The sequence below is a fragment of the Flavobacterium ardleyense genome (assembly GCF_033547075.1).
In the GTDB taxonomy this organism is placed as follows: domain Bacteria; phylum Bacteroidota; class Bacteroidia; order Flavobacteriales; family Flavobacteriaceae; genus Flavobacterium; species Flavobacterium ardleyense_A.
Window position 1 is genome coordinate 343,986 of the sequence record NZ_CP137891.1, and the last position, 24,039, is coordinate 368,024.

At 35.7% G+C, this 24,039-nt stretch carries 17 protein-coding genes; 7 read left to right on the forward strand and 10 right to left on the reverse strand.

Features of this window, described 5'->3' with window-relative positions; genetic code table 11:
• Nucleotides 1-178: 178 nt before the first annotated feature.
• The 3 genes from SBO79_RS01500 to SBO79_RS01510 form a co-directional block, all read right to left on the reverse strand.
• Nucleotides 179-1,738, reverse strand: a complete 1,560-nt coding sequence (locus SBO79_RS01500; protein WP_318641278.1) for a T9SS type A sorting domain-containing protein — start codon at nt 1,736-1,738, stop codon at nt 179-181.
• A 476-nt stretch (nt 1,739-2,214) separates the two neighbouring features.
• Complete coding sequence (locus tag SBO79_RS01505; RefSeq protein WP_318641279.1) at nt 2,215-3,324, reverse strand: ABC transporter permease; 1,110 nt, start codon at nt 3,322-3,324, stop codon at nt 2,215-2,217.
• A gap of 156 nt (nt 3,325-3,480) precedes the next feature.
• Nucleotides 3,481-5,712, reverse strand: a complete 2,232-nt coding sequence (locus SBO79_RS01510) for a carboxy terminal-processing peptidase (RefSeq protein ID WP_318641280.1) — start codon at nt 5,710-5,712, stop codon at nt 3,481-3,483.
• A 212-nt stretch (nt 5,713-5,924) separates the two neighbouring features.
• Between SBO79_RS01510 and surE the strand changes: the two genes are divergently transcribed.
• The 5 genes from surE to SBO79_RS01535 all read left to right on the forward strand — a co-directional run bounded on the left by surE (nt 5,925) and on the right by SBO79_RS01535 (nt 10,976).
• Entirely contained in the window at nt 5,925-6,704 is a 780-nt protein-coding gene (gene surE / locus SBO79_RS01515) for a 5'/3'-nucleotidase SurE (RefSeq protein ID WP_318641281.1), read from the forward strand.
• Nucleotides 6,691-6,963 carry a hypothetical protein gene (locus SBO79_RS01520; RefSeq protein ID WP_318641282.1) on the forward strand — a complete coding sequence of 91 codons (273 nt, stop codon included), beginning with the start codon at nt 6,691-6,693 and terminating at the stop codon, nt 6,961-6,963. Before surE ends, SBO79_RS01520 begins: the two co-directional genes overlap by 14 nt.
• Nucleotides 6,964-6,967: 4 nt before the next feature.
• Complete coding sequence (lpxB, locus tag SBO79_RS01525) at nt 6,968-8,080, forward strand: lipid-A-disaccharide synthase (protein ID WP_318641283.1); 1,113 nt, start codon at nt 6,968-6,970, stop codon at nt 8,078-8,080.
• A 191-nt stretch (nt 8,081-8,271) separates the two neighbouring features.
• Nucleotides 8,272-8,901, forward strand: coding sequence for a C40 family peptidase (locus SBO79_RS01530; protein ID WP_318641284.1), 630 nt, complete (start codon nt 8,272-8,274; stop codon nt 8,899-8,901).
• Nucleotides 8,902-8,942: 41 nt separating this feature from the next.
• The gene (locus SBO79_RS01535; RefSeq protein WP_318641285.1) at nt 8,943-10,976 is read left to right on the forward strand and encodes a ComEC/Rec2 family competence protein; all 2,034 of its coding nucleotides are present in this window, start codon (nt 8,943-8,945) and stop codon (nt 10,974-10,976) included.
• 7 nt (nt 10,977-10,983) lie between these two features.
• Here the strand turns inward: SBO79_RS01535 and SBO79_RS01540 are convergent, their stop codons facing one another.
• The 5 genes from SBO79_RS01540 to SBO79_RS01560 form a co-directional block, all read right to left on the reverse strand.
• Nucleotides 10,984-11,445, reverse strand: coding sequence for a thioredoxin family protein (locus SBO79_RS01540; protein ID WP_318641286.1), 462 nt, complete (start codon nt 11,443-11,445; stop codon nt 10,984-10,986).
• Nucleotides 11,446-11,470: 25 nt separating this feature from the next.
• Nucleotides 11,471-13,231, reverse strand: a complete 1,761-nt coding sequence (locus tag SBO79_RS01545; protein ID WP_318641287.1) for a peptide MFS transporter — start codon at nt 13,229-13,231, stop codon at nt 11,471-11,473.
• Between the two features lie 35 nt (nt 13,232-13,266).
• On the reverse strand, nt 13,267-14,838 hold the full coding sequence (locus SBO79_RS01550; protein WP_318641288.1) for a peptide MFS transporter: 1,572 nt from the start codon (nt 14,836-14,838) through the stop codon (nt 13,267-13,269).
• A gap of 215 nt (nt 14,839-15,053) precedes the next feature.
• Nucleotides 15,054-16,559 carry a peptide MFS transporter gene (locus tag SBO79_RS01555; RefSeq protein ID WP_318641289.1) on the reverse strand — a complete coding sequence of 502 codons (1,506 nt, stop codon included), beginning with the start codon at nt 16,557-16,559 and terminating at the stop codon, nt 15,054-15,056.
• Nucleotides 16,560-16,574: 15 nt separating this feature from the next.
• Nucleotides 16,575-18,743, reverse strand: a complete 2,169-nt coding sequence (locus SBO79_RS01560) for a S9 family peptidase (protein WP_318643383.1) — start codon at nt 18,741-18,743, stop codon at nt 16,575-16,577.
• Between the two features lie 519 nt (nt 18,744-19,262).
• Between SBO79_RS01560 and SBO79_RS01565 the strand changes: the two genes are divergently transcribed.
• Both SBO79_RS01565 and SBO79_RS01570 read left to right on the forward strand, forming a co-directional pair.
• On the forward strand, nt 19,263-20,585 hold the full coding sequence (locus SBO79_RS01565) for a hydroxymethylglutaryl-CoA reductase, degradative (protein ID WP_318641290.1): 1,323 nt from the start codon (nt 19,263-19,265) through the stop codon (nt 20,583-20,585).
• A 10-nt stretch (nt 20,586-20,595) separates the two neighbouring features.
• Nucleotides 20,596-21,510 (forward strand): GYDIA family GHMP kinase, encoded by a 915-nt coding sequence (locus tag SBO79_RS01570; RefSeq protein ID WP_318641291.1) that lies wholly within the window; start codon nt 20,596-20,598, stop codon nt 21,508-21,510.
• Nucleotides 21,511-21,583: 73 nt separating this feature from the next.
• On the opposite strand, the gene SBO79_RS01575 is transcribed toward SBO79_RS01570, so the two are convergent.
• Both SBO79_RS01575 and SBO79_RS01580 read right to left on the reverse strand, forming a co-directional pair.
• Nucleotides 21,584-23,680, reverse strand: a complete 2,097-nt coding sequence (locus SBO79_RS01575) for a peptidylprolyl isomerase (RefSeq protein ID WP_318641292.1) — start codon at nt 23,678-23,680, stop codon at nt 21,584-21,586.
• 139 nt (nt 23,681-23,819) lie between these two features.
• Nucleotides 23,820-24,035 (reverse strand): hypothetical protein, encoded by a 216-nt coding sequence (locus SBO79_RS01580; RefSeq protein WP_318641293.1) that lies wholly within the window; start codon nt 24,033-24,035, stop codon nt 23,820-23,822.
• Between the last annotated feature and the right edge of the window lie 4 nt (nt 24,036-24,039).

Here is a 24,039-nt window from a genome sequence, read left to right on the forward strand (position 1 = left end):
GAGCAAAAGCTACTAGAAATTCCAAATAGTTCGACCTGAGCCATATTGCAGCTATTATTGTTTATAATCTCGAGTACAAAAATTCTCCCCTCTAAAAAAGCACAGCATGGTAGAACTCAAATTCAAAAAAAAACCATCTCAATTATGAGATGGTTTTAATATGAAGATTCGTAGTTGCCTATTTCTTCATTAGTCGTTGAGTGAATGTTCCTGAATCTGTAGTTACTTTTACCATATAAACTCCTGTTGCAAGTCTGCCAACATTTAGAGTGTGATTTGCAGTATTACTATTTACAGTTTCTGATATTACTTGTTGACCCGAAAGTGAATAAACTCCTACCGTTAGAAGGTTCATTTGCTTACCAAGATCAATTGTCACTTGCGAAGTAGTAGGGTTAGGATACATTGCAATTGCATTTTGACTGAAAGACTGAGTTGCCAAGAATGGTACAATATTAATTGTATAATCTTCTGCTTCACCGTAAGGGTTATTAACTGCTGCAGGCCCGCAAACGGCATCTGCACCAAATCCAACTGCGGTTGCTGCTCTTACAATTACTCGCATTCTTGTTGGTCCTTCCATTGCAGTAGCAGGAATTAGTACAGTTTGCGTAAGTACTTCGTCCAACCCTGTACCAATATAAGTAAACTCATTTTCATCAAATACACCATTGTGATTGTAATCAATCCAAACTCCAGCAGATTCAAACATCCAACCATCAGCTGAAGGTCCCACTGTTACCGAAATGTTCTCACTTGAACCTTTCATAATATCAACAGCGTCCACAGTTGCTGAGTAATTGATGTAGCCTGTAGGTCCAGAGCATTCAGAATCATTATTAAGATCTCCAAAAGTAACATTGGTAATTACATCACCTTCTTCACAATTGTAGTCAATTTCGTTAATACAATAACACTCAGTGTAAGCATTTTGTGCAATAGCAACCGGAGCTGACGTAGCAGACAATCCACTTCCTGTGCAAGTCACTATAAGGCGGTAAGATGTGGCAACTTCTTGAGATGCAACTGAGTATCCAACATTTGTTTGCACCGTTCCAAGAGCTGTCCATGTGGCACCAGCATCTTCAGATTTTTCCCATTGATAAGTAAATCCTGCCGTTGGAGTTACCGCTGCAGTAAGAGCAATTTGTTTTCCAGCACACGTACTTGTTGCACTTGCCGTCGCTGCTCCTACCACTGGAGTTCCGGTACAATCTTGTGCGGCACTAACAGTTAGGCTATAATCTTCCGCCTGTCCAAAACCTGCAGAGTTACAAGGAAGACCTGCCGAGAAGAATTTTTTCATAACACGCATACGTACGGTTCCAGCCATTGCTGTAACAGGCACTGCGATATTTGATGTAATTGCCGTTCCAGTTCCATTATTATTAACAAGATCGCCAATTGCATAACTTTCTCCCGGATCGTCAAAATCATTATCTTGATTCCAATCGATATATACAGTAACTACATTGGTATAATTACCTCCAGTATTTCCGTTAATGGTTATGGGGTAGGACGTACCCGCAGCCACAGCTCCAGAAATAGCTGTAAAATTTTCATGTTGAACAGCTCCAGCTAATGCTGCAGCACTGGCATTATCAATTCCTGCAAATTGCACTAAGGAAATAGGTTCGGCTCCAGAAGGGAATGTAACTGGACAATAAGGTGCTGGAAATTGTGCAAAAGAAGTAAACACAAAACCAAGCATTGCTAGTGATGAGTAAATTTTTTTCATGTTAATTCAATTTAAATTAGTTCTTAAAGTTATTCAAAATATTCTTATAAAAACAAAAAAAAATGCCGTCAACTAATACATTTAACAATTCGATAATTATAAACACTGAATTATCTTTAAAAAATCCTTCAAGCTGGCAGATTTATCTTCGGCAGTTGCAGGAAATTTTCTATTAAGTTCCAATCCTTAATTAAGAAAAATTACATTGAGACGAATGAAAAATCGCTGAATGATTTCAACTGTACTTATTTATAGGTGACAAAGGGGTTCAATCAGAAAAAATCTGATTTAAAGACGCCCCGACTTTAAACAGTCTTTAGCACTTTAATCATATTAAAGAATTTTTTTCCAGCACCAAATGAGAAAAATATTTTATAGAGGTTTTTTTTGCGAAGCGCCAAGAAATCTACGGACTAATTACCTGCAGTACCTAATAGTAGATTAAAAAGCAAAAATTTATATTAGATTCTTCTGTTCTAAGCAGTTTTCTGATCAAGAGCATCTCTCAAAGCATTACCCACAATCATAAATGCCAAGGTGAGAAGCATTATTGCTATTCCAGGAACCATTGCAAGGTATGGTTTACCCAAAATAATATAGTTATAGTGATCTTTGATAATACTTCCCCAAGTTGGGATTGGCGGTTGAGCGCCCAAACCTAAAAAGCTTAGTCCACTTTCTACTAGTATAGCTGAAGCGAAATTAGCCGCCGAAATAACAATTACCGGCGCCATAATATTTGGCAAGATATGATTTACAATTATTCTAAAATTCCCAAAGCCCAACGCTCTTGCCGCGGTAACATACTGCATTTCTTTTGCGCTGATTACTTGTCCTCTCACCACGCGCGCGACTTCGACCCACATCGTGAGTCCAACTGCTACAAACACTTGCCAAAATCCTTTGCCCAATGCGAGCGTAATTGCAATTACCAATAATAAGGTAGGTATAGACCAGATTACGTTGACAATCCACATTACTACAGCATCAATTTTACCGCCATAATAGCCACCCAATGCCCCAAAAAATATTCCTACCACCAATGAGATTATAACGGCAACAAATCCAATCGCAAGTGATACTCTAGAGCCAATAATCATTCTACTCAACAAATCTCTACCGTACTTATCGGTACCTAGCCAAAAATATTTGGTTGTGATCTGCTCCTTTGCAACATCATCAATTGAGCTATAATTTGGGAATGCCTGCAGCGTAATACTTTTTTGCAGTTGCAAGGTGGCTTCTTCTGAATATTCTTCGTACACGATGGCATTATCAACGAGTGTATAGGACTTGATCGGAATTTCGGAAGTTGAATTCGGAAAGCCAACTAAATAATATTGGAGTTTTATTTCCTCCTTTTGAAGCGCGGGAATCTTTAATATCTGAACTTTAAAACCAGGTGGTTTTGAGTGGATCGATAAATGCATTTGATTGGCATTTTCTGAATTGTCAGGTGCTAGTACGTAGGCAAATATGGAAATGAACACCAAAATTCCAATTAGACCCAAACTTGAGACACCCCAAATATTCTTTTTGAATTTTTGAAATGCAATAGCCGATAGAGACTGGGTTTCTTGTGACACTTTAAATTATTGTTTTCTAGCTTAGGCGAAAATAAAACCTTTTTTCTTTTAAAGATAGCTCGAGCATCAGTATTTCATATTTATTTGGCGAAAGCCACAAAAAAAAACTCCCACAACTTACATTGTGAGAGTTTTATTAAACTTTGCGGTCAAAATTTATGACCCAACGACAGTTTTATCCTTTTTCTTCTTTCCAACCATCGGAGTTACTTTTGCTTTAGTTTCAGAATTTTGGAGATCATCCAAAACATTAATAGCTTCTTGAATATAAATATCTTTCGCTAAGCTTTCATGCCATCTGTCACGTTTTTCTTTTAAAACAGTGTCTTTTGCAGTTATCGCATCCTCGTAAGGAAGTGAACTAAAGGTAAGGTGATTGCTGTAATCTGCCAAAGCTTTATACTTTTTTGCTTTTAGTTCAAGTTCCTTTTGCTCCTTTTGAAAATTATCGAGTTTTAAAGTGTAAACTGTCTCTTCACTTCTATCATTTATCCACTTCGCATTCTCATCAATCAATTTAAAAGCTTCATTTTTGGACACTCGCGATTTACTATTTGCAATAGCTGCATCAAAATTATATTGTTTCGTCCAAAGCTTGTAGTTAGCCTTATCAATTTTGTCAAAGCCCATTGCATTATCAATATCACGCTCTCCCATTTTTACATAGGCATATCTGTCTGGAATTGCAATATCGCTATGTACTCCTTCTAACTGGGTAGAACCACCATTAATGCGGTAAAATTTTTGAGTTGTCGTTTTTAATGCGCCCAAATCGCCAAAACTTGTGTTGCGTACAAACTGGTTAAGATCAAACACATTTTGAACCGTTCCTTTACCATAGGTCTGCTTGCTTCCGATAATAACCGCTCTATGGTAATCTTGTAAAGCCGCAGCCAAAATTTCTGATGCTGAAGCTGAAAAACTATTTACCATAATTACAAGAGGTCCATCCCACTGCACTTTTTTATCTGTATCGGATAAAATTTCTTTACGCTTATTGGCCGATTTAATTTGTACAATCGGACCCTCTTCAATGAAAAGTCCAGCAATATCTACCACTGTTTTAAGCGAACCACCGCCATTATCACGAACATCTACTACAATTCCTTTGACACCCTCAGCCTTTAGACGATCGACTTCCAGAGCCATATCCTTTGCAGCATCTCGACCATTGCGATCTTCAAAATCTATATAAAATTTCGGAAGGTAAATAATACCATATTTAAGTCCGTCTTTGATGACAATGCTCGATTTAGCATAAGTTTCCTCAATTTCTACTTCATCTCTAATAATCGAAATTACTTTTAATGTTCCATCTGTCTTTTTTACAGATAATCTTACTTCAGTTCCTTTTGGTCCTTTAATTTTCTTTACAACATCATCAAGGCGCATTCCTACAACATCTACAGGTTCTTTATTACCTTGAGCTACCTTTAAAATTTGATCCCCCGGTTCTAATTCCTTTTGCCTCCAAGCTGGACCGCCAGATATAAGATCTGTAATCTCGGTATAGTCATTTTTCTTTTGCAACCTGGCACCTATTCCTTCAAGTTTTCCGCTCATACTAACATCAAAACGTTCTTTATCATCTGGAGCAAAATATGAAGTATGAGGATCGAATCTAGCCGCAATTGAGTTTACAAATACTGCAAACCAATCATTTCTATCCAGATCATCAACAAAGCTGAAATATTCATCAAGTGATTTAAGTGAATTTTCTCTCGTCTCTTTCTCCAACTGTTCGAAGGTTTTTGATTCGATTTCAACTAAATCTTTTTCCTTCTTTTTTGAATTTTTTGCAATTGAATCTCGCACTGCAGGATCTTTTGCTTTTTCCTGAAGTTCTAGTTTATTAGACAGAGAGGACAAAGTTGAAAGTTTGATCTGTTTGCGCCACTTTTCCTTTAGCTCTGTAGTATTTTTTGCATACGGTAATTTATCGTAGTCGGTGTCAAAGCCTTCGTCAATAGTATAATTGAATGGTTTTGATAAAATCGTTTTATAGTAACCTTCACTTTCCTTGATACGTTGCATCAATTTGCTATAGGTTAAATCAAAAAATGTTAAATCACGATTTTTAATCTGGTCGTCAAGATCTAGTTCATATTTTGCAAAAGCGTCAATATCTTCTTGTAAAAAAAATCTTTTGGAAGGATCGAGTGCTTGCACATAATCTTTGTATAATCCTTTCGAAAATTCATCATCAACGGCAACAGGGTCATAGTGGCCGCGCTGTATTACAAAAGTTAACAACTCTAATAATAATTTATCTTTTTCTGGATCAACTACTTTGGCTTTGGGCATAAAGCTCCAAAATGCCAGCGATAGTGCCATCACAAGCAGCAAAATTTTGTAATTCCTTCTCATAAAATTTAATATAGTTTTCATCTAATAAAGCGTTTGCATTTGAAAAATAAAGTCGCAAATGCCAGCGACTACAATCTTTAGTTAAAGATCAAAAAATAGCTTCAAAGATATAAAATTGCCTATTTTTGTTTTTCAAATGTAGATATAATATTTATTCTTAGCTGTTAATGTTTTTACAATCATTATGCCAATAGATTGGTAATTCTACATACAATGTCAATCAAATACTTATTATGAAGAAACCTTTAATACTTGTCACCAATGATGACGGAATAACTGCTCCGGGAATGCGCGCTCTAATCGAGGTAATGCAAGAGTTGGGCGAAGTAGTTGTTGTTGCACCTGACAAACCCCAAAGTGCAATGGGTCACGCCATCACAATTAATAGTACATTATTTATTAATAAAATATCGACTGCAGATTCTGAAATTGTTGAATATAGTTGCTCCGGAACTCCAGTAGATTGCGTAAAAATGGCGGTTAGCGAAATACTCCATAGAAAACCAGATTTATGTGTTTCAGGAATAAATCACGGATCTAATTCTTCTATAAATGTAATTTATTCAGGAACGATGAGTGCAGCAGTAGAGGCTGGAATTGAAGGAATACCTGCCATTGGCTTTTCACTACAAGATTTTGCTTGGAATGCCAATTTTGAACCAACAAAGAAATTTGTAAAAACAATTGCTACGCAAGTTTTAGCACAAGGACTTCCGGACGGAGTTCTTCTGAATGTAAATTTCCCGAAACTACCTGAAAATCAAATTAAGGGAATTAAAGTATGTAGACAGGCAAAAGCATCTTGGAAAGAAAGTTTTGACAAAAGACAAACCCCCCACGGGCGAGATTACTATTGGCTCACGGGCGAATTTGTAAATGAAGATAAAGGCGAAGATACTGACGAGTGGGCTTTGGAAAATGGCTATATTTCGCTTGTACCTGTACAGTTTGATCTGACCGCACATCATGCGATGCAACAAATTAACACTTGGAATCTAAATGAACAAAATTAAAATAGTTTACGGATTGCTTATCGGCATCATTAGTACAGTTATAGGAACTGCTTTATTTCTTGAGCTGTTTACTGAATTTTCTTTTGTGGAAGGGTTGAGATTTAGTTCGTCAAACGGCACCATTGGAAAGATCATCACATTGGGCGCCATTCTTAATATACTAATTTTCTTCACACTGCTTAAATTAAAACAAGATTTAATGGCACGTGGAGTTGTCTTGGCAACTATCTTACTAGCAATAATGACATTAGTACTTTAATTCAATGAGATATTACATACTAGCTGGAGAAGCTTCGGGTGACTTGCATGGAGCTGAATTAATGAAAGAGTTGAAAAAACAAGATCCCACTGCCGAAATCCGGTTTTGGGGTGGCGATTTGATGGCTGCAGCTGGCGGCACAATAGTTAAACACTACCGCGATTTGGCTTTTATGGGATTTGCAGAAGTTCTTTTTAACCTCAAGACGATTCTAGGCAATATCAAAATTTGTAAAAGAGATATATTAGAATTTCGACCAGATGCGATCATATTTATTGACTATCCAGGCTTTAATATGCGAATTGCCAAATGGGCAAAAAACAATGGATTTCCAACACACTACTATATCTCCCCACAGATATGGGCATGGAAAGAGAACAGAATTACGGCAATAAAACGCGATATTGACCATATGTACGTGATTCTCCCATTTGAAAAAGATTTTTATGAAAAAAAACACAATTATAAGGTGGAATTTGTTGGCCATCCTTTATTAGATGTTATAAATAAAAAGAAAGATGCAGATTTCTCCGAATTCCGAACATTAAATAATCTTTCCGACAAACCAATTATTGCGTTGCTACCAGGAAGCAGAAAACAAGAAATTACCAAAATGCTCTCGGTTATGACTTCTGTGGCTGACTCATTTCTCGATTATCAATTTGTAATTGCTGGAGCACCAGGACAAGAAGATTCATTTTACGAACAATTCTTAAGCAATAAAAACATTCTCTTTGTTAGTAATCAGACATACAATTTACTAAGTATTTCACATGCCGCACTTGTAACTTCAGGAACGGCCACATTAGAAACTGCGTTATTCAAAGTGCCCGAAGTTGTATGCTACAAAGGCAACTGGGCCTCCTACCAAATTGCGAAGCGAATAATTACATTAAAATACATCTCCCTTGTCAATTTAATAATGGATAGATTGGTGGTTGAAGAATTGATTCAGGAAGAATTTAATAAAACTTCGTTAACAAAAGCTTTAAAAAAAATACTAAACCCTGACCATAGAGCTACCCTATTTCATGATTATGAATTGCTCGAAGAACAATTAGGACGTAACGGCGCAGCAAAGAAAACTGCTATGAGGATTGTGCAAAGTTTACAGTAACTCGCTCTTTTTTTTACACTTATCAAATTCCGGAGTCTCTTTTGTCGTCAAAAAGTTTTGATAATATGGAAATTTTATTAAATTTACATTTCAAAAGATAATATTTATAGATAACCAACGTTTATAAATGTACTCAATTAAGATATAAATTTAAGTACAATAGCGATTGCGCTGTACACAAAAACATAGTTATGCATAAGAAACTGATTCTCCTAACTTGTCTGCTTGTATCTTCGGTGACATTCTCACAGGTAGTTACAAGTAAAAAAACAGCTGAAAGGAAAGGAATATACCAAAAACCTTCTACCGAAGCCACTGTTGCAACTTCAAATAGTGATAAAAAATCAAAAGCAGTTAACAAACCTATTAATAGCAAAACTTTAAAATCTTTGCTAAATGAAAAAGGCGGAGAAGATATTGCACCTACGGCTACCGAAAATTACCTAGCAGTTCAGATGATTAATAATGCTATGGAATTTATGGGTGTAAAATATCGCACTGGTGGTACTAGCAAAGCAGGAATGGACTGTTCTGGAATGGTTACTGCAGTATTCAATATTTTTGACAAATCAATCCCACGCACTTCAAGAGACATGGCGCAAATTGGACAAAAAATCGCAGACAAAGAAGTTCAAAAGGGCGATTTGATTTTCTTTAAAACAAATGGTCGTAGTAGCATTAATCACGTAGGATTAGTTATTGGAGCAGATGAAGAAGGAATTCAATTTATTCATTCTTCTACTAGTAAAGGCGTTATTGTATCCTCAACAAAAGAATCTTACTATAAAAAAGCATTTGCACAAGTGAACAGAGTGCTTTAAAAAAAATCAATTACAGTCTTTAAAATGAGTACATTAGCTCTATGCTTGTACTCAAATATCCCATAGCCAAAGTTTCTATCTGTTTTGTCACAGGTATTGTGGTTGCGGTCTACTTCCCGCTTGGTAGAGCATCTATTGTCACGATAACAGCTTTTGCACTTGCAACATTTATCATTACCTACTTCGCCACCTTACACAAGGCGTACTCTCCTTACTTCGCTGCGTCATTTGTTGGAGCTGCATTTTCCCTAGGCATGCTTGCTCAAGAAATGCACAATTTAAAGCAAGATCCAAGTCACTTTTCGCAAAAGCAAAGTGTATTTTCTAAATCAAATCAGCTCCAAATTGTACTCTTGCAACGACTTAAGCCTACCGCTTATTCAGAACGTTATATTGGCAAGATTCAAAAAATAGACGAAGAAAATTCTAAGGGTAAAATTCTAATTAATTTCGCGAATAATGAAGAAAACCACCTGCTATCTGTAGGGAGTGTATTTCGCGTTTCTACAGTTATACAAGCCCAAAAGCCACCTCTTAATCCAGATAGCTTTGATTACGGAAAATACCTCGCGACCAAAGGAATCCACGGACAAGTTACTATTGATGCAAGCACTATTGAATTGCGCAATGTACCACACCGGAATTTGCGCTATTATGCTGATCAAATTCGACTCCATATAATTCAGAATCTCTCAAAACATGGCTTTCCGCCAGCCGAAATACCTATTATATCAGCATTGTTTTTGGGAAAACAGCAAGATATATCAGCTTCTGTATTGAGAGACTACCAACTTGCAGGCGCGGTTCATATCTTGTCAGTGTCGGGATTGCATGTAGGGTTTATTTTAATTTTTATAAATTTCTTGATGAGGCCACTTCCCAAAAATAATAGCGGTAATCTTGTACGACTGATAATAACCATCACCCTACTTTGGACTTTTGCGGTAATTGCGGGACTTTCGCCTTCGGTTGTACGATCTGTAACTATGTTTTCGTTTGTGGCGTGGGGTCTGTTGCTACGCCGTCAAACAAACATCTATTACATTCTTTTACTTTCGATATTTGTAATTCTACTTGTAGAACCGGCATTTGTTTTTGATGTTGGTTTTCAACTGAGTTATACTACCTTGTTTTTCATTATTTGGCTACAGCCAAAACTCAAAAGGATTTGGAATCCACGTCATAAAATCTTAGCCTATTTAAACGGCATATTATCTGTCTCGGTTGCAGCACAAATTGGAGCTTTGCCACTAAGTATTTACTATTTTCACCAATTCCCAGGATTGTTTTTCATAACAAATCTCCTGATAATCCCTGCACTAACTATTATTATGATTCTAGGAATAGCCGTTCTAGTACTAGCAGCTTTTGACTATGTACCACTTTATCCTATGAAATTATTGTCTGAAGGCGTCAAAATTATAAATTATGTCATTAATAAAATTGCTTCGGAAGAACAATTTATCATCAGTAATATACCTTTCAATAAAATGCTATTATCAACTTTCTACCTTTTGATTATTAGCATAGCATTATTTATTTACAAAAGAAATTTTAATAGAATTGCCCTTGTACTTATTGCCATAATTTCGGTACAAACTGCACTTATATTGACTAAAAAGAACTCGCAATCTTCAAGTGAGTTTGTTATATTTCACAAAACAGCCGAAACTATTCTTAGTTCCCGCTCAGGTAAAAATGTAGTTGTATATTCATCTGATACCGTCGCTTCAAAAGTTCTTGAGAACAGCGCAATTAAAGGATATTTGGTAAATAACTTCATCAAAAAACCACAAATTAAATCTGTCTCCAATGTTTTTACATTTCGCGATAAGCGTATTTTATTAATTGATAGCGCAGCCGTGCATCCTAAAAACGCCACTGTTGATGTTTTGATACTAACCCAATCTGCAAAAATAAATTTTGAGAGATTGCTAATAGATTTGCATCCAAAAATTGTTGTTGCTGACGGATCGAACTATAAAACTCAAGTCAGACGGTGGGAAGAGACAGCTTTAAAACAAAAAATCCCCTTCCACAAAACAAGTGAAGAGGGATTTTTTAGAGTGAAATAATAATTAACTAACTTTTCTTATTTTCTAAAATTTTATTCGCTCCCGCTAACCAAGCTGTTGGTCCGCCGGCAACATATCCAGTGCTTCCTAAAGCAGAGAAATTAACTTTATTTGTTCCTTGTACTAGATCGACAATCCACACCGTTGGATAGCCGCGCACTTTAAACGCTTGTTGTAACTCAGAATTTTGCTGAGCAATTTTTGGATCTAATTTAGATCTTCTAGGAAAATCAAGTTCCAAAAGCACTACATTATTTTTTGCCCACGCATCAAATTCAGGCGTATGCAATACCTCTTTTTGAAGTTTTATACACCATCCACACCAGTCGCTACCAGTAAAAAATAGCAGCAATGGTTTTTTTGTTTTTGTAGAAATTGCCGCAGCTTTATCCAAATCAGTATGCCAAACTTCTTGTGCATTTGCAGAGAAAGAAATGGCTAGAAAAAGTAAACCTATATATTTTTTCATTATAATAATTTTAATTTATAGAAAATTAGCGAACACCATGCATCAATTTTTTCAGTACAGGATTTAATGCCATTACCAATAAACCTGCCACGATAGGTATAATCGTGAAAATTAAGAAGAATGTAGATAAACTATACTGTTCTGTGATATTATCAATTTGTCCACCTAATACCGCGGCTAATTTATTTCCGATGGCAATTGCCAGGTACCACATTCCAAACATAAAGGCAATCATACGAGCTGGAACTAATTTACTTACGTATGACAATCCAACTGGCGAAAGGAATAGCTCTCCCAACGTATGGAATAAGTATGCGAGTACTAACCAAATCATTGAAACCTTCACCCCTTCTTGAATTCCGTGAGCACCATAAGCGAGAAGTCCAAAACCAAGTGCCATAATTATTAAACCTAGTCCGTATTTTACTGCGGCTGAAGGATTGTATTTGCTATCCCATAGTTTAGAAACAGTTGAAGCAAAAGCGATTATAAAAAATGAATTTAGTATTGAAAACCAACTAGGATCAATTTCTGAAGCGGTTTTGGTAAATTCATTAATCAACATCCAAAGTGCAATTCCCCAAATACTCAGAAAGGTAATGGCTAGAACAATATTTGACATTAGTGCTTTCTTATAGGTTTGTTTCCATAACAAAACTAAAACCCACGTAATAATTATCAAAGGAACAACAGTTAGTAAAGTATTCACAACATTAAATATTGTTAGGGAAGTTCCCACAAGTGACCTATCAACACTATCTCTTGCAAAAATAATCAATGAAGAGGCACCTTGCTCAAATGACATCCAAAAGAATATGGTAAAAAATGCGAAGATAATTACTGCGATCATTCTATGACGCACTACAGTTGTGTAACGCAATAAGCGAGAAATCACTAAATATAAAAATAATACCAGAGCGATTAAAATCATAAAAATTGAACCATCTAGATTACCAACATTGAAATCAAATAAATTGATTCCTCCAATTTTGGATAATGGATCGTTAAAGGCATATAAAAGACCAATGATTGTAGTTATTACAATTAATGCTATATCCAGCGTAGTGTATGGATTCGGCTTGTCATCGTCATTATTTGAGGCAGCTGCTCTTGCGGTTTCTATATCACGCTTCTCTTTGGTTGGAACATCTCCAATGTCTCCAAAAAGGGGTTTTGCCAACCAAAATTGGATTGTTCCTAGCAACATAAAGATTCCTGCAAGTCCGAAACCATAGTGCCATCCTAAATTTGAAGCTAAATATCCACAAAGCATCATACCAAAGAATGCTCCAGCGTTTACACCCATGTAGAAAATTGTATATGCTCCATCTTTTTTCTCCGGAAATGCTTTATACATTTCTGATAAGATAGAAGTCATATTTGGTTTGAAGAAACCAGTTCCGATAACTAATAATCCAAGACCTAAATAAAGCATAAACTCCGACTCAAGAGCCATCGCTGCGTGCCCTAGAGTCATTATGATCGATCCAATTACCACCGCCCAACGATATCCAATATATCTGTCAGCGATTATTCCACCAAAGATTGGCGTAATATAAAGCAGCATAGCATAAGTCCCGTAAAGTGCTCCGGCGTTTTCTGATGTCCAACCCCATCCAGGATTATCACCCATCAAGGCAGCCGTTAAAAATAATATTAATAAAACCCTCATTCCATAGAATGAAAATCGCTCCCACATTTCTGTAAAGAATAAGACAAAAAGTCCAGCAGGATGACCTAAAACTTTAGATTCAAAAAAATCTGGATTCGCAGTAGTTTGTGACATTTATAGTTAATTTATAATCTTTAAAATTTAGTTTTTTAATTGATACCGTGCATCATCTTCACTAGCTTCTTATTGAATAACAGTAGCATGACTGCGGCAAATAACGGTACACCTGCAATAATAATAAAAAAGGTAGAGATCGAATAAATTTCTGAAATTTTATCAATATATGCTCCCGTCCAACTTCCTATAAAGTTTGCAATGGCAGAGGCTGTAAACCACAGTCCAAATAGAAGACCTACGAATTTTTTAGGAGATAATTTACTCACATAAGACAATCCAACCGGAGATAAGCACAATTCTCCTACAGTATGGAAGAAGTAAGCCAAGATCAACCAAATCATGCTAACTGATGCGGTTTTTGCACCATCTGGAATACTCAAGCTACCATACGACAACGCAAAGAAACCTACAGCAACAAAGATCAATCCCATTGCAAATTTTACTGGTCCTGATGGATTCCATACTTTTTCCCATAACTTACTAAATGAAGAAGCAAGTGTTATAATGAAAAACGAGTTTAAAATTTGAAACCATGAAACCGTAACCTCAGTAGTTTCTAAATTAAATTCGCGGTTTACTTTCCAAACACCCAATATCCAGATAATAATAAATGACACGGTTGTAAAAATAATTGTCAGTGGATATCTTGAATAAATTTGCTTAGCTAAACCATATAAAACATAGGTTACAATGGCAATAGGAAATATTGTTAAGATCGCATCAACCCATTTAAAAAATGTGGCCGAATCACCAGTAAGCGCTCGCTGCGTATAGTCCTTTGCAAACAAAGTCATCGATCCACCTGCTTGTTCAAATGCAAAAAAGAAAAATATACTAGCCACCATCAACACTCCCACTACGATAAGTCTATCTCTCACAATATGTGGTGCTGTAGGCACTTCCTCCTCTACAACTGCATTTTCCTTTTCTTTAATATTGACGTCCTGACCTATTACTCCAAAAATCTTTTGTGCAAAGTAAAATTGGAGCATTCCGAAAAACATAAAGATACCAGCCAATCCAAAACCATAATGCCAGCCGATTTTTTCACCAATATATCCACACAGCAACATTCCTAAAAATGCTCCAGCGTTGATTCCCATATAAAAAATAGTATAACCAGCATCCTTTTTGCTACTAGTATCAGGATACAATTGACCAACCATTGATGAGATGTTTGGTTTAAACATACCGTTACCCAAGATCATAAACAGCAATCCAACGTAAAAGAAGTTTTGACTAAAACCTTCGAGCGCCATAGAAGCATGCCCCAAAGTCATAATTAAAGCTCCAATCAAAATAGCTTTCCTATACCCTGTAAATTTATCTGCAATCATCCCTCCTAATAATGGAGTAAGATAAACAAGACCAGTATAAATTCCGTAAAGCTTAAGAGCTTCCTCATTGGTCCAAGCCCATCCACCACTAGTTAATTCGCTTACCAAAAAAACTGTTAGCAGCGCTCGCATTCCGTAATACGAAAAGCGCTCCCACATTTCGGTAAAAAACAAAATGAATAATGAAGCAGGATGATTCATCAACATTGATTGATCTACTCCTCTATTATCTAAGTGCTTTAATAATAATTCATCCTGTGAAGCCATTGTTGTAGTTGTTTATTTTATTAATTCTCTTGCGAGAACTTTAATGTCATTTGATCAGTAACCTACTATTTGAAATTGAATTTTCAAAGGTTTTATCACTATGCGTTTGCGAATCTAACTTTTTGTTATCAAAACTCCAATACGTTATTGAAAAAACAATAGATGTTTTTGAAGAAAAACAGTTAAATGCTATCTCGAAAAATGAATTGATGTAATTATTTTACCTCCATCATTAGTTTTCTGATAATTGGAGATACAATTAATAAGATTGCTCCTGCTATAAAAGCATAAATTGCTAATTGATAATATCCTTCGGTATAACCTTGTAATTTTGTCACTAAAGATGCATTCTCATCTGGAGAAGACATTCCAGCTCCTAAGATTCCTGCTGCATATTGCCCGTAAGCACTCGCAAGGAACCATAATCCCATCATCATTCCACCAAGTCTTTTTGGCGACAGCTTAGTCATCGTGCTCAGTCCGATTGGCGAAAGACATAATTCGGCAATTGTTACAATTAGATAGGCTCCAGTAAATACGTTTAGAGAAGTAATTCCTTCCACGTTTGCGAAAAATCTAGTGTAATAAAACACGTAGAAAGCTGCTCCTAATAGAACAAATCCTAAACCGAACTTAACGACTGTGTTTGGTTCAATTTTCTTTTTGGCCATAGCTAACCATAATAATCCTAGCAATGGACTGAAGATAATTACGAATAATGAGTTTGCCGAGTTGTTTACGATATTTGGATTAATATCAAAAAACAATAAGTTGTGACTCAAGTTTTCACGTGCAAATAATGCTAGCGAACCACCACTCTGCTCAAAGAATGCGAAGAATGCAATCGAGAACATTATAAATATAAGAGCGGCGAAAAGCTTTTTACGACTAGCTGCATCTTTTTCCTTAAAGGTTTCGTACAAGAAATAAACAAGTGCCAACGGTCCGATTGTATACATGAAGTAATCTGTATAGTCGGTATTAATAATCATAATGTAAATTAATGGTAAAATCAAAAATGAACCTACATACACGGCTACTTCACGAGTTGTACGCGTTGTTTTTGGAAGTTCTAATATCGGACTGTCTCCAATCGGACCTAGACTATTTTTAATTATTGCAAAGGTAATTAAACCAATAAACATTACGAAAGCTGCTGCAAGAAAGGCATAGCTCCAACCCCAGTCTTCACTTGTTCCAAGATAAACACAGATTGCTCCTCCTAATAATGCTCCGATATTAATTCCTGAATAAAACAGTCCGAAACCTGCGTCACGACGAGGATCTCCTTCTTTATATAAATCTCCCACCATTGATGAGATATTTGGTTTGAAGAATCCTGTTCCAATGATTGTGAGGGTAATTCCGTAAAAGAAATAGACGTGCGGATCGTACGCAATCAGTAGATTTCCTAAAATCATTACGATTCCTCCAAAAACCAGGGACTTTTTAAATCCTAAAATCTTATCAGCAAAAACACCTCCAACAAAGGTAAAAGCGTAAACAAATGCTTGAATAGCACCATATTTTAGGTTTGCTTCCTTATCTGAAAATGCCAAACCTAAAAGTTGATCTGCCATAAAAATTGTTAGAACGCCACGCATTCCGTAAAAACAGAAACGCTCCCACATTTCTACAAGAAATAAATACCAAAGCTGCTTTGGATATTTGCCCTCAAAATTTTGAATCTCTTCTAAGGTCGGTTTTAGTGTTTGTGCCATCTTAATTGTGGGTAGTTATAATTTTTCTTTAATGTAATTTGTCATTTTATTAAACAATTGAACGCGAGTTTTTCCACCATAAATACCGTGGTTTTTATCTGGATAAATCTGCGAATCAAATTGTTTGTTTGCTTGGATTAATGCTTCCATCATTTCCATGGTGTTTTGCACATGCACGTTGTCATCTGCAGATCCGTGAATAATCAAAAGATTTCCGGTAAGCTTATCAACATGATTTATTGGTGAGTTATCATCATATCCCGAAGGATTTTCTTGCGGCGTGTGCATGTAACGCTCCGTATAAATTGAATCATAATAGCGCCAATTTGTTACAGGAGCTACCGCAATTGCCATTTTGAAAACGTCATTTCCTTTAAGCAGACAGTTTGCCGCCATGAATCCTCCGTAACTCCAACCAAAAATTCCAATGCGAGATTGATCGATATAATTATAATTACCCAAAACTTTCGCTGCATCTATCTGATCTTCTACCTCGTATTTCCCTAATTGAAGTTGAGTTACTTTTTTGAATTCAGCTCCTTTAAATCCTGTTCCGCGACCATCTACGCATGCAACAATATAACCTTGCTGAGTTAGCATCGAAAACCAGTAGTCATTTGTAATATTCCACTGATTGGCTACTTGCTGAGATCCTGGCCCTGAATATTGGAACATAAACAGCGGATATTTTTTTGAAGGATCAAAATCTTTTGGCTTCAAAATCCAAGCGTTCAAATTATGTCCTTTCTCTGTAGTAAGTACGAAAAATTCTTTGTTCGGGATTCCAAAGTCCTTTACCTTGTTAAGAAGTGCAGAATTATCTTCGATAAGTTTTAACTCTTTACCAGTTGAAGCAGCATTTAGAGTAAAAATAGTGGGTTGAGTCGAGCTCGAAAAATTATTGATAAAATGTTCGTAGTTCGGGCTGAAAGTAGCCGAGTTTGTTCCTTCTTTTAGCGAAAGCTTCTTCTTATTTCTCCCATTTAAATCGATGCTATAAACAGATCTGTTAATAGAGCCATCTTCGGTAGACTGAAAATAAACTTTTGAATTTTTTGCATCTAATCCGTAGAAACTACTTACTTCCCAAGAACCTTTGGTCACTTGATTGATCAACTTTCCGCTTTTATCATAAAGGTAAATATGGTTAAAACCATCTTTTTCACTCGTCCAAACAAAACTATTATTGTCTAAAAAAGTTAGATTATCTGTAACATCAACATAAGTATTGTTGGTTTCATTAAGAGTAATCGAGGTCTTTCCTGATTTTCCATCAACAAACAGAAGGTCTAAATTGTTTTGATGGCGATTTAAAACTTGCGCACTAAGCACATTTGCATCCTTTGTCCATTGAAGTCTAGCAATGTAAAAATCCTCATACTTCCCTAAATCAACGGTCAAAGTTTTATTAGTATCGACTGAATAAATTTGCAGAGAAACTTTCGAATTGTTTTCGCCAGCTTTAGGATATTTAAAAGTCTGACTAGTTGGATATAAATTTCCTTCAAAAATATCCATTGAAAATTCAGGAACTAAGGTTTCGTCAAACTTTATATAGGCAATTTTTTTACTATCTGCACTCCAATCAAAAGCGCGGACAAATGCAAATTCTTCTTCATAAACCCAGTCAGAAATACCGTTGATGATACTGTTTTTCGCTCCATCGAAGGTAATTTGTTTCGTTTCCTTTGAAGCAATCGTGTAGATAAAAAGATTATTATCTTTTGCGTAAGCGATTTGCTTTCCGTCAGGAGAAAATGTAGGTTCTTGAATTCCAAAGTCGGCGATTGCTACAAGATTTTTAGTTGCACGATTGTACAAAAAGTAATTAGCAGTAAAAGAGTGCCTGTATATTGCATTTGTGTTCGTGGCAATTAATAATTGCTTCTCATCTTGACTAAATACGTAACTATCAATAGATTTAAGTGTGCCAAAATCTTCAGATGAGATTATTTGGTCCGCTTTCGCTAAAGTTGCATAATTATATAAATCTATAGAAAAACTGCGCTTGGACTGATCATAATTAAGTACAGTATACTGATTTGTGTTTTTCATAGATTGAAGTTCGTCCATTCCTTTGGTTCTAAACGCACCAGAATATATACCTTCAACCGTTATTTTTTGCTGTGCTACTGCTGATATACAGAAGAATAACAGCATCAGGGCAAGCCTCTTTGAATTCATCATAAATTTATAAATATAAAAACTGTCAATTTTAGTGAAAAATTTGCACTTATCAGCACTTTTAGCTGTTAAAGTACACGTTTCAAGATCGTATTTATATTTTTTGAATTTCTATACATATTGAAAAATTTTATTATAAAATGCTTATTATAGATCCTTAAAATTAGAAATGATTGATTTGGCAAACTGCCACCGCAATTTTAGATTTTGATTTGGAGAACTGTATATTATGTTTTAACGAGTCTTTAACTAACTATCAGCTTGTTTAGCTTTACCTTCGAATAGTTAAACAAATAATTGGTTTTTATTTGAAATTTTGAAATCTAAAATGTAGTATTCATCTTAAATTTTGAGGGAATTTTACTTTTTTAGTTCAAAATATGATGTTAGTAATAATTTAGTTTAGTTTTTAGTTTGTTTAGTAAGGCCATTTCCATCCGCAGGAGATGGCCTTTCTTTATCTAAACAAATGGCTTAAAGAATAAAAAAATTACCTTTGCGGATTAATACTTTGATTTAATGAACAAGTTTATATCGGGATTTTCTAAGTTGTCTAAACTAGAAAAAATAAAATGGATAGCGAATACGTATTTCTCTACACCAGAAGAAGTAGAAGCATTGCTTACAACTTACTGGAATGCGGATGAGAAATTGCAGTTACTTCACGATGAATTTGTAGAAAATACCATTACTAATTTTTACCTTCCTCTTGGCGTTGCACCCAATTTCTTGATTAACGATACAGTTTATACCATACCAATGGCAATCGAAGAAAGTTCAGTAGTCGCGGCAGCAGCAAAGTCGGCAAAGTACTGGAGTGATCGCGGCGGATTTAAAACTTCCATTATTGGAACTGAAAAAATAGGTCAAGTTCACTTTTTATTTAGCGGAAGCTCCCAAAAACTTCAACAATTTATCCAATCAATAAAGCCGCTATTCTACTCAAATACAGATCATTTTACAATAAATATGCAGAAACGCGGAGGCGGTATTCTAGATATTATTTTAAAAGATAAGACAGATCTAGTACCCAATTACTATCAGCTTCATGCAACTTTTGAAACTAAAGATAGTATGGGAGCAAATTTTATCAATACTTGCTTAGAGGAGTTTAGCAAAACGCTGCTGTCACAGGCAGAACTTTGCACAGACTTTAGCGAAGACGAAAAGAATATACAAGTAATTATGAGTATTCTGTCTAATTATGTCCCTAATTGTCTAGTGCGAGCAGAAGTGTCATGTAAAGTAGAAGACCTAGCAGATTCTACTATTAAAAATCCTCAAGAGTTTGCCGAAAAATTTGTGAGAGCGATTCAAATTGCAGAAGTTGAGCCATATCGCGCTGTAACTCATAATAAAGGTATCATGAATGGTGTTGATTCTGTAATTCTAGCCACTGGAAATGACTTTAGAGCAATAGAAGCTGGAGTTCACGCCTATGCATCTCGTAGCGGAAAGTACTCATCATTATCGCACGCAAAAGTCGAAAATGGAATCTTTACGATGTGGTTGGAAATTCCACTTGCACTCGGTACAGTAGGCGGTCTAACCTCTTTGCATCCATTGGTGAAATTTAGTCTTGAAATGCTCAAAAAACCATCCGCTCAACAGCTAATGCAAATTGTAGCCGCCACAGGACTTGCTCAAAATTTTGCCGCAATCAAATCCTTGACCACAACCGGTATACAGGCAGGACATATGAAAATGCACCTCAATAATATTCTGAATCAACTCGAAGCGTCGGATGATGAGAGAACCGAAGTTCGAAATCATTTTAAATCGAATACTGTAACACACGCTGCTGTCGTGGAGCTCATCAAAAAAACTCGAAATACCATTTAATACTTCCACTTTGAAACAGCGATTTTATAGCAACGGGAAATTACTGATCACCGGCGAGTATCTAGTTCTTGACGGTGCCAAAGCCCTAGCTTTGCCCACTATATACGGTCAGGATCTGTGTATATCCAAAAATGATATACCTGGAATACAGTGGCGAAGTTTTGACCATCACAATATCCTTTGGTTTGAAACTCAAATTAGCTACAATGAAATAGTCCTCGGCGCAGATCCTGAGAATCGCGAAGTTAGAAATATGTTGATTAATATTTTACACGGAGCGTATCTTCAGAATCCGAAGTGTCTGCAGGCGGAGCACGACCTCTTGATAGAAACGCACCTTGATTTTGACAGGTCGTGGGGCTTAGGGACTTCTTCTACGCTAATTAACAATATAGCCGAGTGGACCAAGACCGATGCTTTTACGCTTCTTAAAACAACGTTTGGAGGTAGCGGTTATGACATCGCTGTGGCAAAAGCAAAAAGCGCCATTATATATAAAATTGAAAAAGGTCAATCAACATTTGAATCCATAAATTTTTCACCAAAATTTCGTGATTTGATCTATTTCGTACATTTAAATAAAAAGCAGGATAGCAATGCTGTCATCAAAAACTACAAAAGAAAAGGAATAGTTTCTGAAAGGGATATCAGTAAGATCAACCAACTAACCGAGCAAATTAAAACTGCAGAGAGCTTTGATCAGTTTTGTTTAGGTTTAGAAAATCATGAGCAAATAATTTCAAAAATCATTCAAGTTCCCACCATAAAGGAAGAACTATTTCAAGATTTTCATGGGACAATTAAAAGTCTAGGTGGCTGGGGAGGTGACTTTATTTTGGCTGCAACCAAAGAAAATCCTACCACATACTTCCAAGCGAAAGGATATGAAACGGTAATTCCGTATAGCAAAATGATATTGGAATAAAACATCTTTAAGTATAAAAAAAAAGAGCGACTAAATAATTAGTCGCTCTCTTTTTTGCTTTATATTTTTGAGACTAGTATTGAAATTCTGCTCTATTATCTTCAATATCAGCTTTCCCTTTTAAGGCTGGTAAAACTCTGTTGGCATCACCTGCTTTTTGAGCTTTTATTTGCTGTACATAAGGAGCAACATCTTTTAAAGTTTCTGCTTTTGTAACAGCTGTAGTTTTTACAACGTACACACCTGAATTACCAACAATTGCTTTTGACATCTTGCCTTGACCAATTGCCATTGCGGTACCTACAACTTTAGGCTCTGGACCAGAGTTTGGAATCATTGCAGTTCTTAAAGTAAGATCTGCTGCCTTTTGCACAGCAGTTGCATTGGCTTTTGCCATTTCTTCAAGAGAAGATCCAGTAAGTTTTTTGGTAATTATTTCAGCTTTTTTCTCATTCATAATAATTGGCTCCACAGATGGGCGTGCCAGAGCAACAGCCATTAGTCCTGCATCATTCACCTTTTTTACTCTCGCGATAACGTTTCCTACATTTGCAACTTCAAATCTTTTAACGTCACCTACCTTAGTTCCTTTTTCGAAAGCCCATCTGACAATATTTCGTTGCGCACCTAATGAACCAAAATTTTCGTCCATTACTCCAACAGTTACTGCTGGCATGATAGCAATTCCACCATTTTTTGCTGCTGTTGCAAAATCCTTATCGTTAGCATCCATTTCAAATTTTACAGCTTTTGTATAAATTTGATCTGTAGTCTTTTCTGATGGTTTAATCTCCAAAGCAAGTGTTGCCAATTTGATAGCATCTTCTTTGTCCGTAACTTGAATAATGTGGTATCCAAAATCTGTTTCTACTAGACCAATTGATCCAATACTATTATTGAAAACATAATCATTAAATGGTTTCACCATTTGATTTGGTTGAAAGAAACCTAAATCTCCACCATTATTTGCAGAAGAATCATCAGAATTCATCATTGCAACAGATGTAAATGATGATGGATTAGCTTTTACTTGAGCCAATAACATTTCTGCTTTCGCTTTCGCTTCTTCTTTGGTTCTAACTTCTTTCTTGGCAGGAACTTGTGTTCCTTCATAACTAATCAAGATGTGACTTGCTTTTGCGCTTGCTCCAGCTTGTCTTCCTAACATTTTTGAAATCACATAATAATTACCTCTTTTATATGGTCCGTAAAATTCACCTGTAGGAACAGAAAATAATTTATCTGCTTGTTCTGCTGGCAAATCTTTTTTGGCTACGAACGTCGAATCAAATGGAACGTCTGAATTTGAATTTATAAAGTCAGCGATATTATTTGTATTTCTAAATCCTGCAACCGTATCATTTTTCTTAGTAGCATTATTGTAAACTACTTGAGAAGTCATTAACTCATCCAAACGCTTTTTAATTTCAGCATCATCTTCTACTGACGGCTTTTCTTCGATAACAACGTATTCTATTTCTTTAGATTTTTCTGCTTTGTAATCTTTCTCGTTTTTCTTCATGTATGCTACAATCTCATCATCTGAGACTTTGGCATCGCTTTCTTTGATCGAAGAATAAGGAATAGCAACATAATCAAATGATACTTTATCCGTTTCTAAACGATACGCTAACTGTGCTTCATTGTTGGTAGTAAATAATCCACCACGAATCATTGAATTATACATACCAAATTTCGCATTTAGCTCAGCATCTTTCTCACGCTCTACCAAGGCTTGTGCTTGTGCAGGATTCGCTTTGAAAAATTCTTGAAATTTTGCCAAATCAAACATTTTAGCCTCATTCAAAAACATTGGATTCTGTCCGATATTTGGATCAGATTTCAATACTTCAACAATATGACTTTGACCTACCTGAATACCAAGCTCATCAAATTGATTTTCTAATATAGCTAGGGCAATTTCTTGATCCCAAACTCTAGAAGATGCTTGAGTAGAAGACATTCCTTGTCCATCTTTCTCAACATTACTTACTTTAATTCTGAAAGTTTCAAAATTAATATCTTTCCCATTAACAGATCCAACATATTTGGATTGTGAATTAAAACCTCCGCTACTAAAGATGTCACCAACAATAAATGCTAGCAAACAGAAGCCAATAACGAGTATTAAAAGCAAAGAACGTTGTCTAATTTTTGATAAAACTGCCATTTCTGATATGTTATTTTTTTAATTTAGGTTGCGAAAATACAATTAGTTATTTAATAATTTTAGTTACTCACTAATATTTTAAAAGATAATTGCTTTTCATAAAAATAATGTCCGATTTAATTGGTTGCAAAGTCTCAAATTATTCTGGATTGTTGCCTTCTTTAAATTGTTTGCTTCGCTCTTCAAATTTCTTTGCATACCGCTTTCTAAATAGAAAAACAAATACTGCAATTGTTGCAAAAAGTAGACTTATCCAATAAGAATTATCATTGTCCGTATATTTCGCAAAAGCATCGTAAAGAAAGAAAGCTGCAGCAAGTAAGTATGCATAGGGAGTATATTTTAGGTAGTTCATCGTA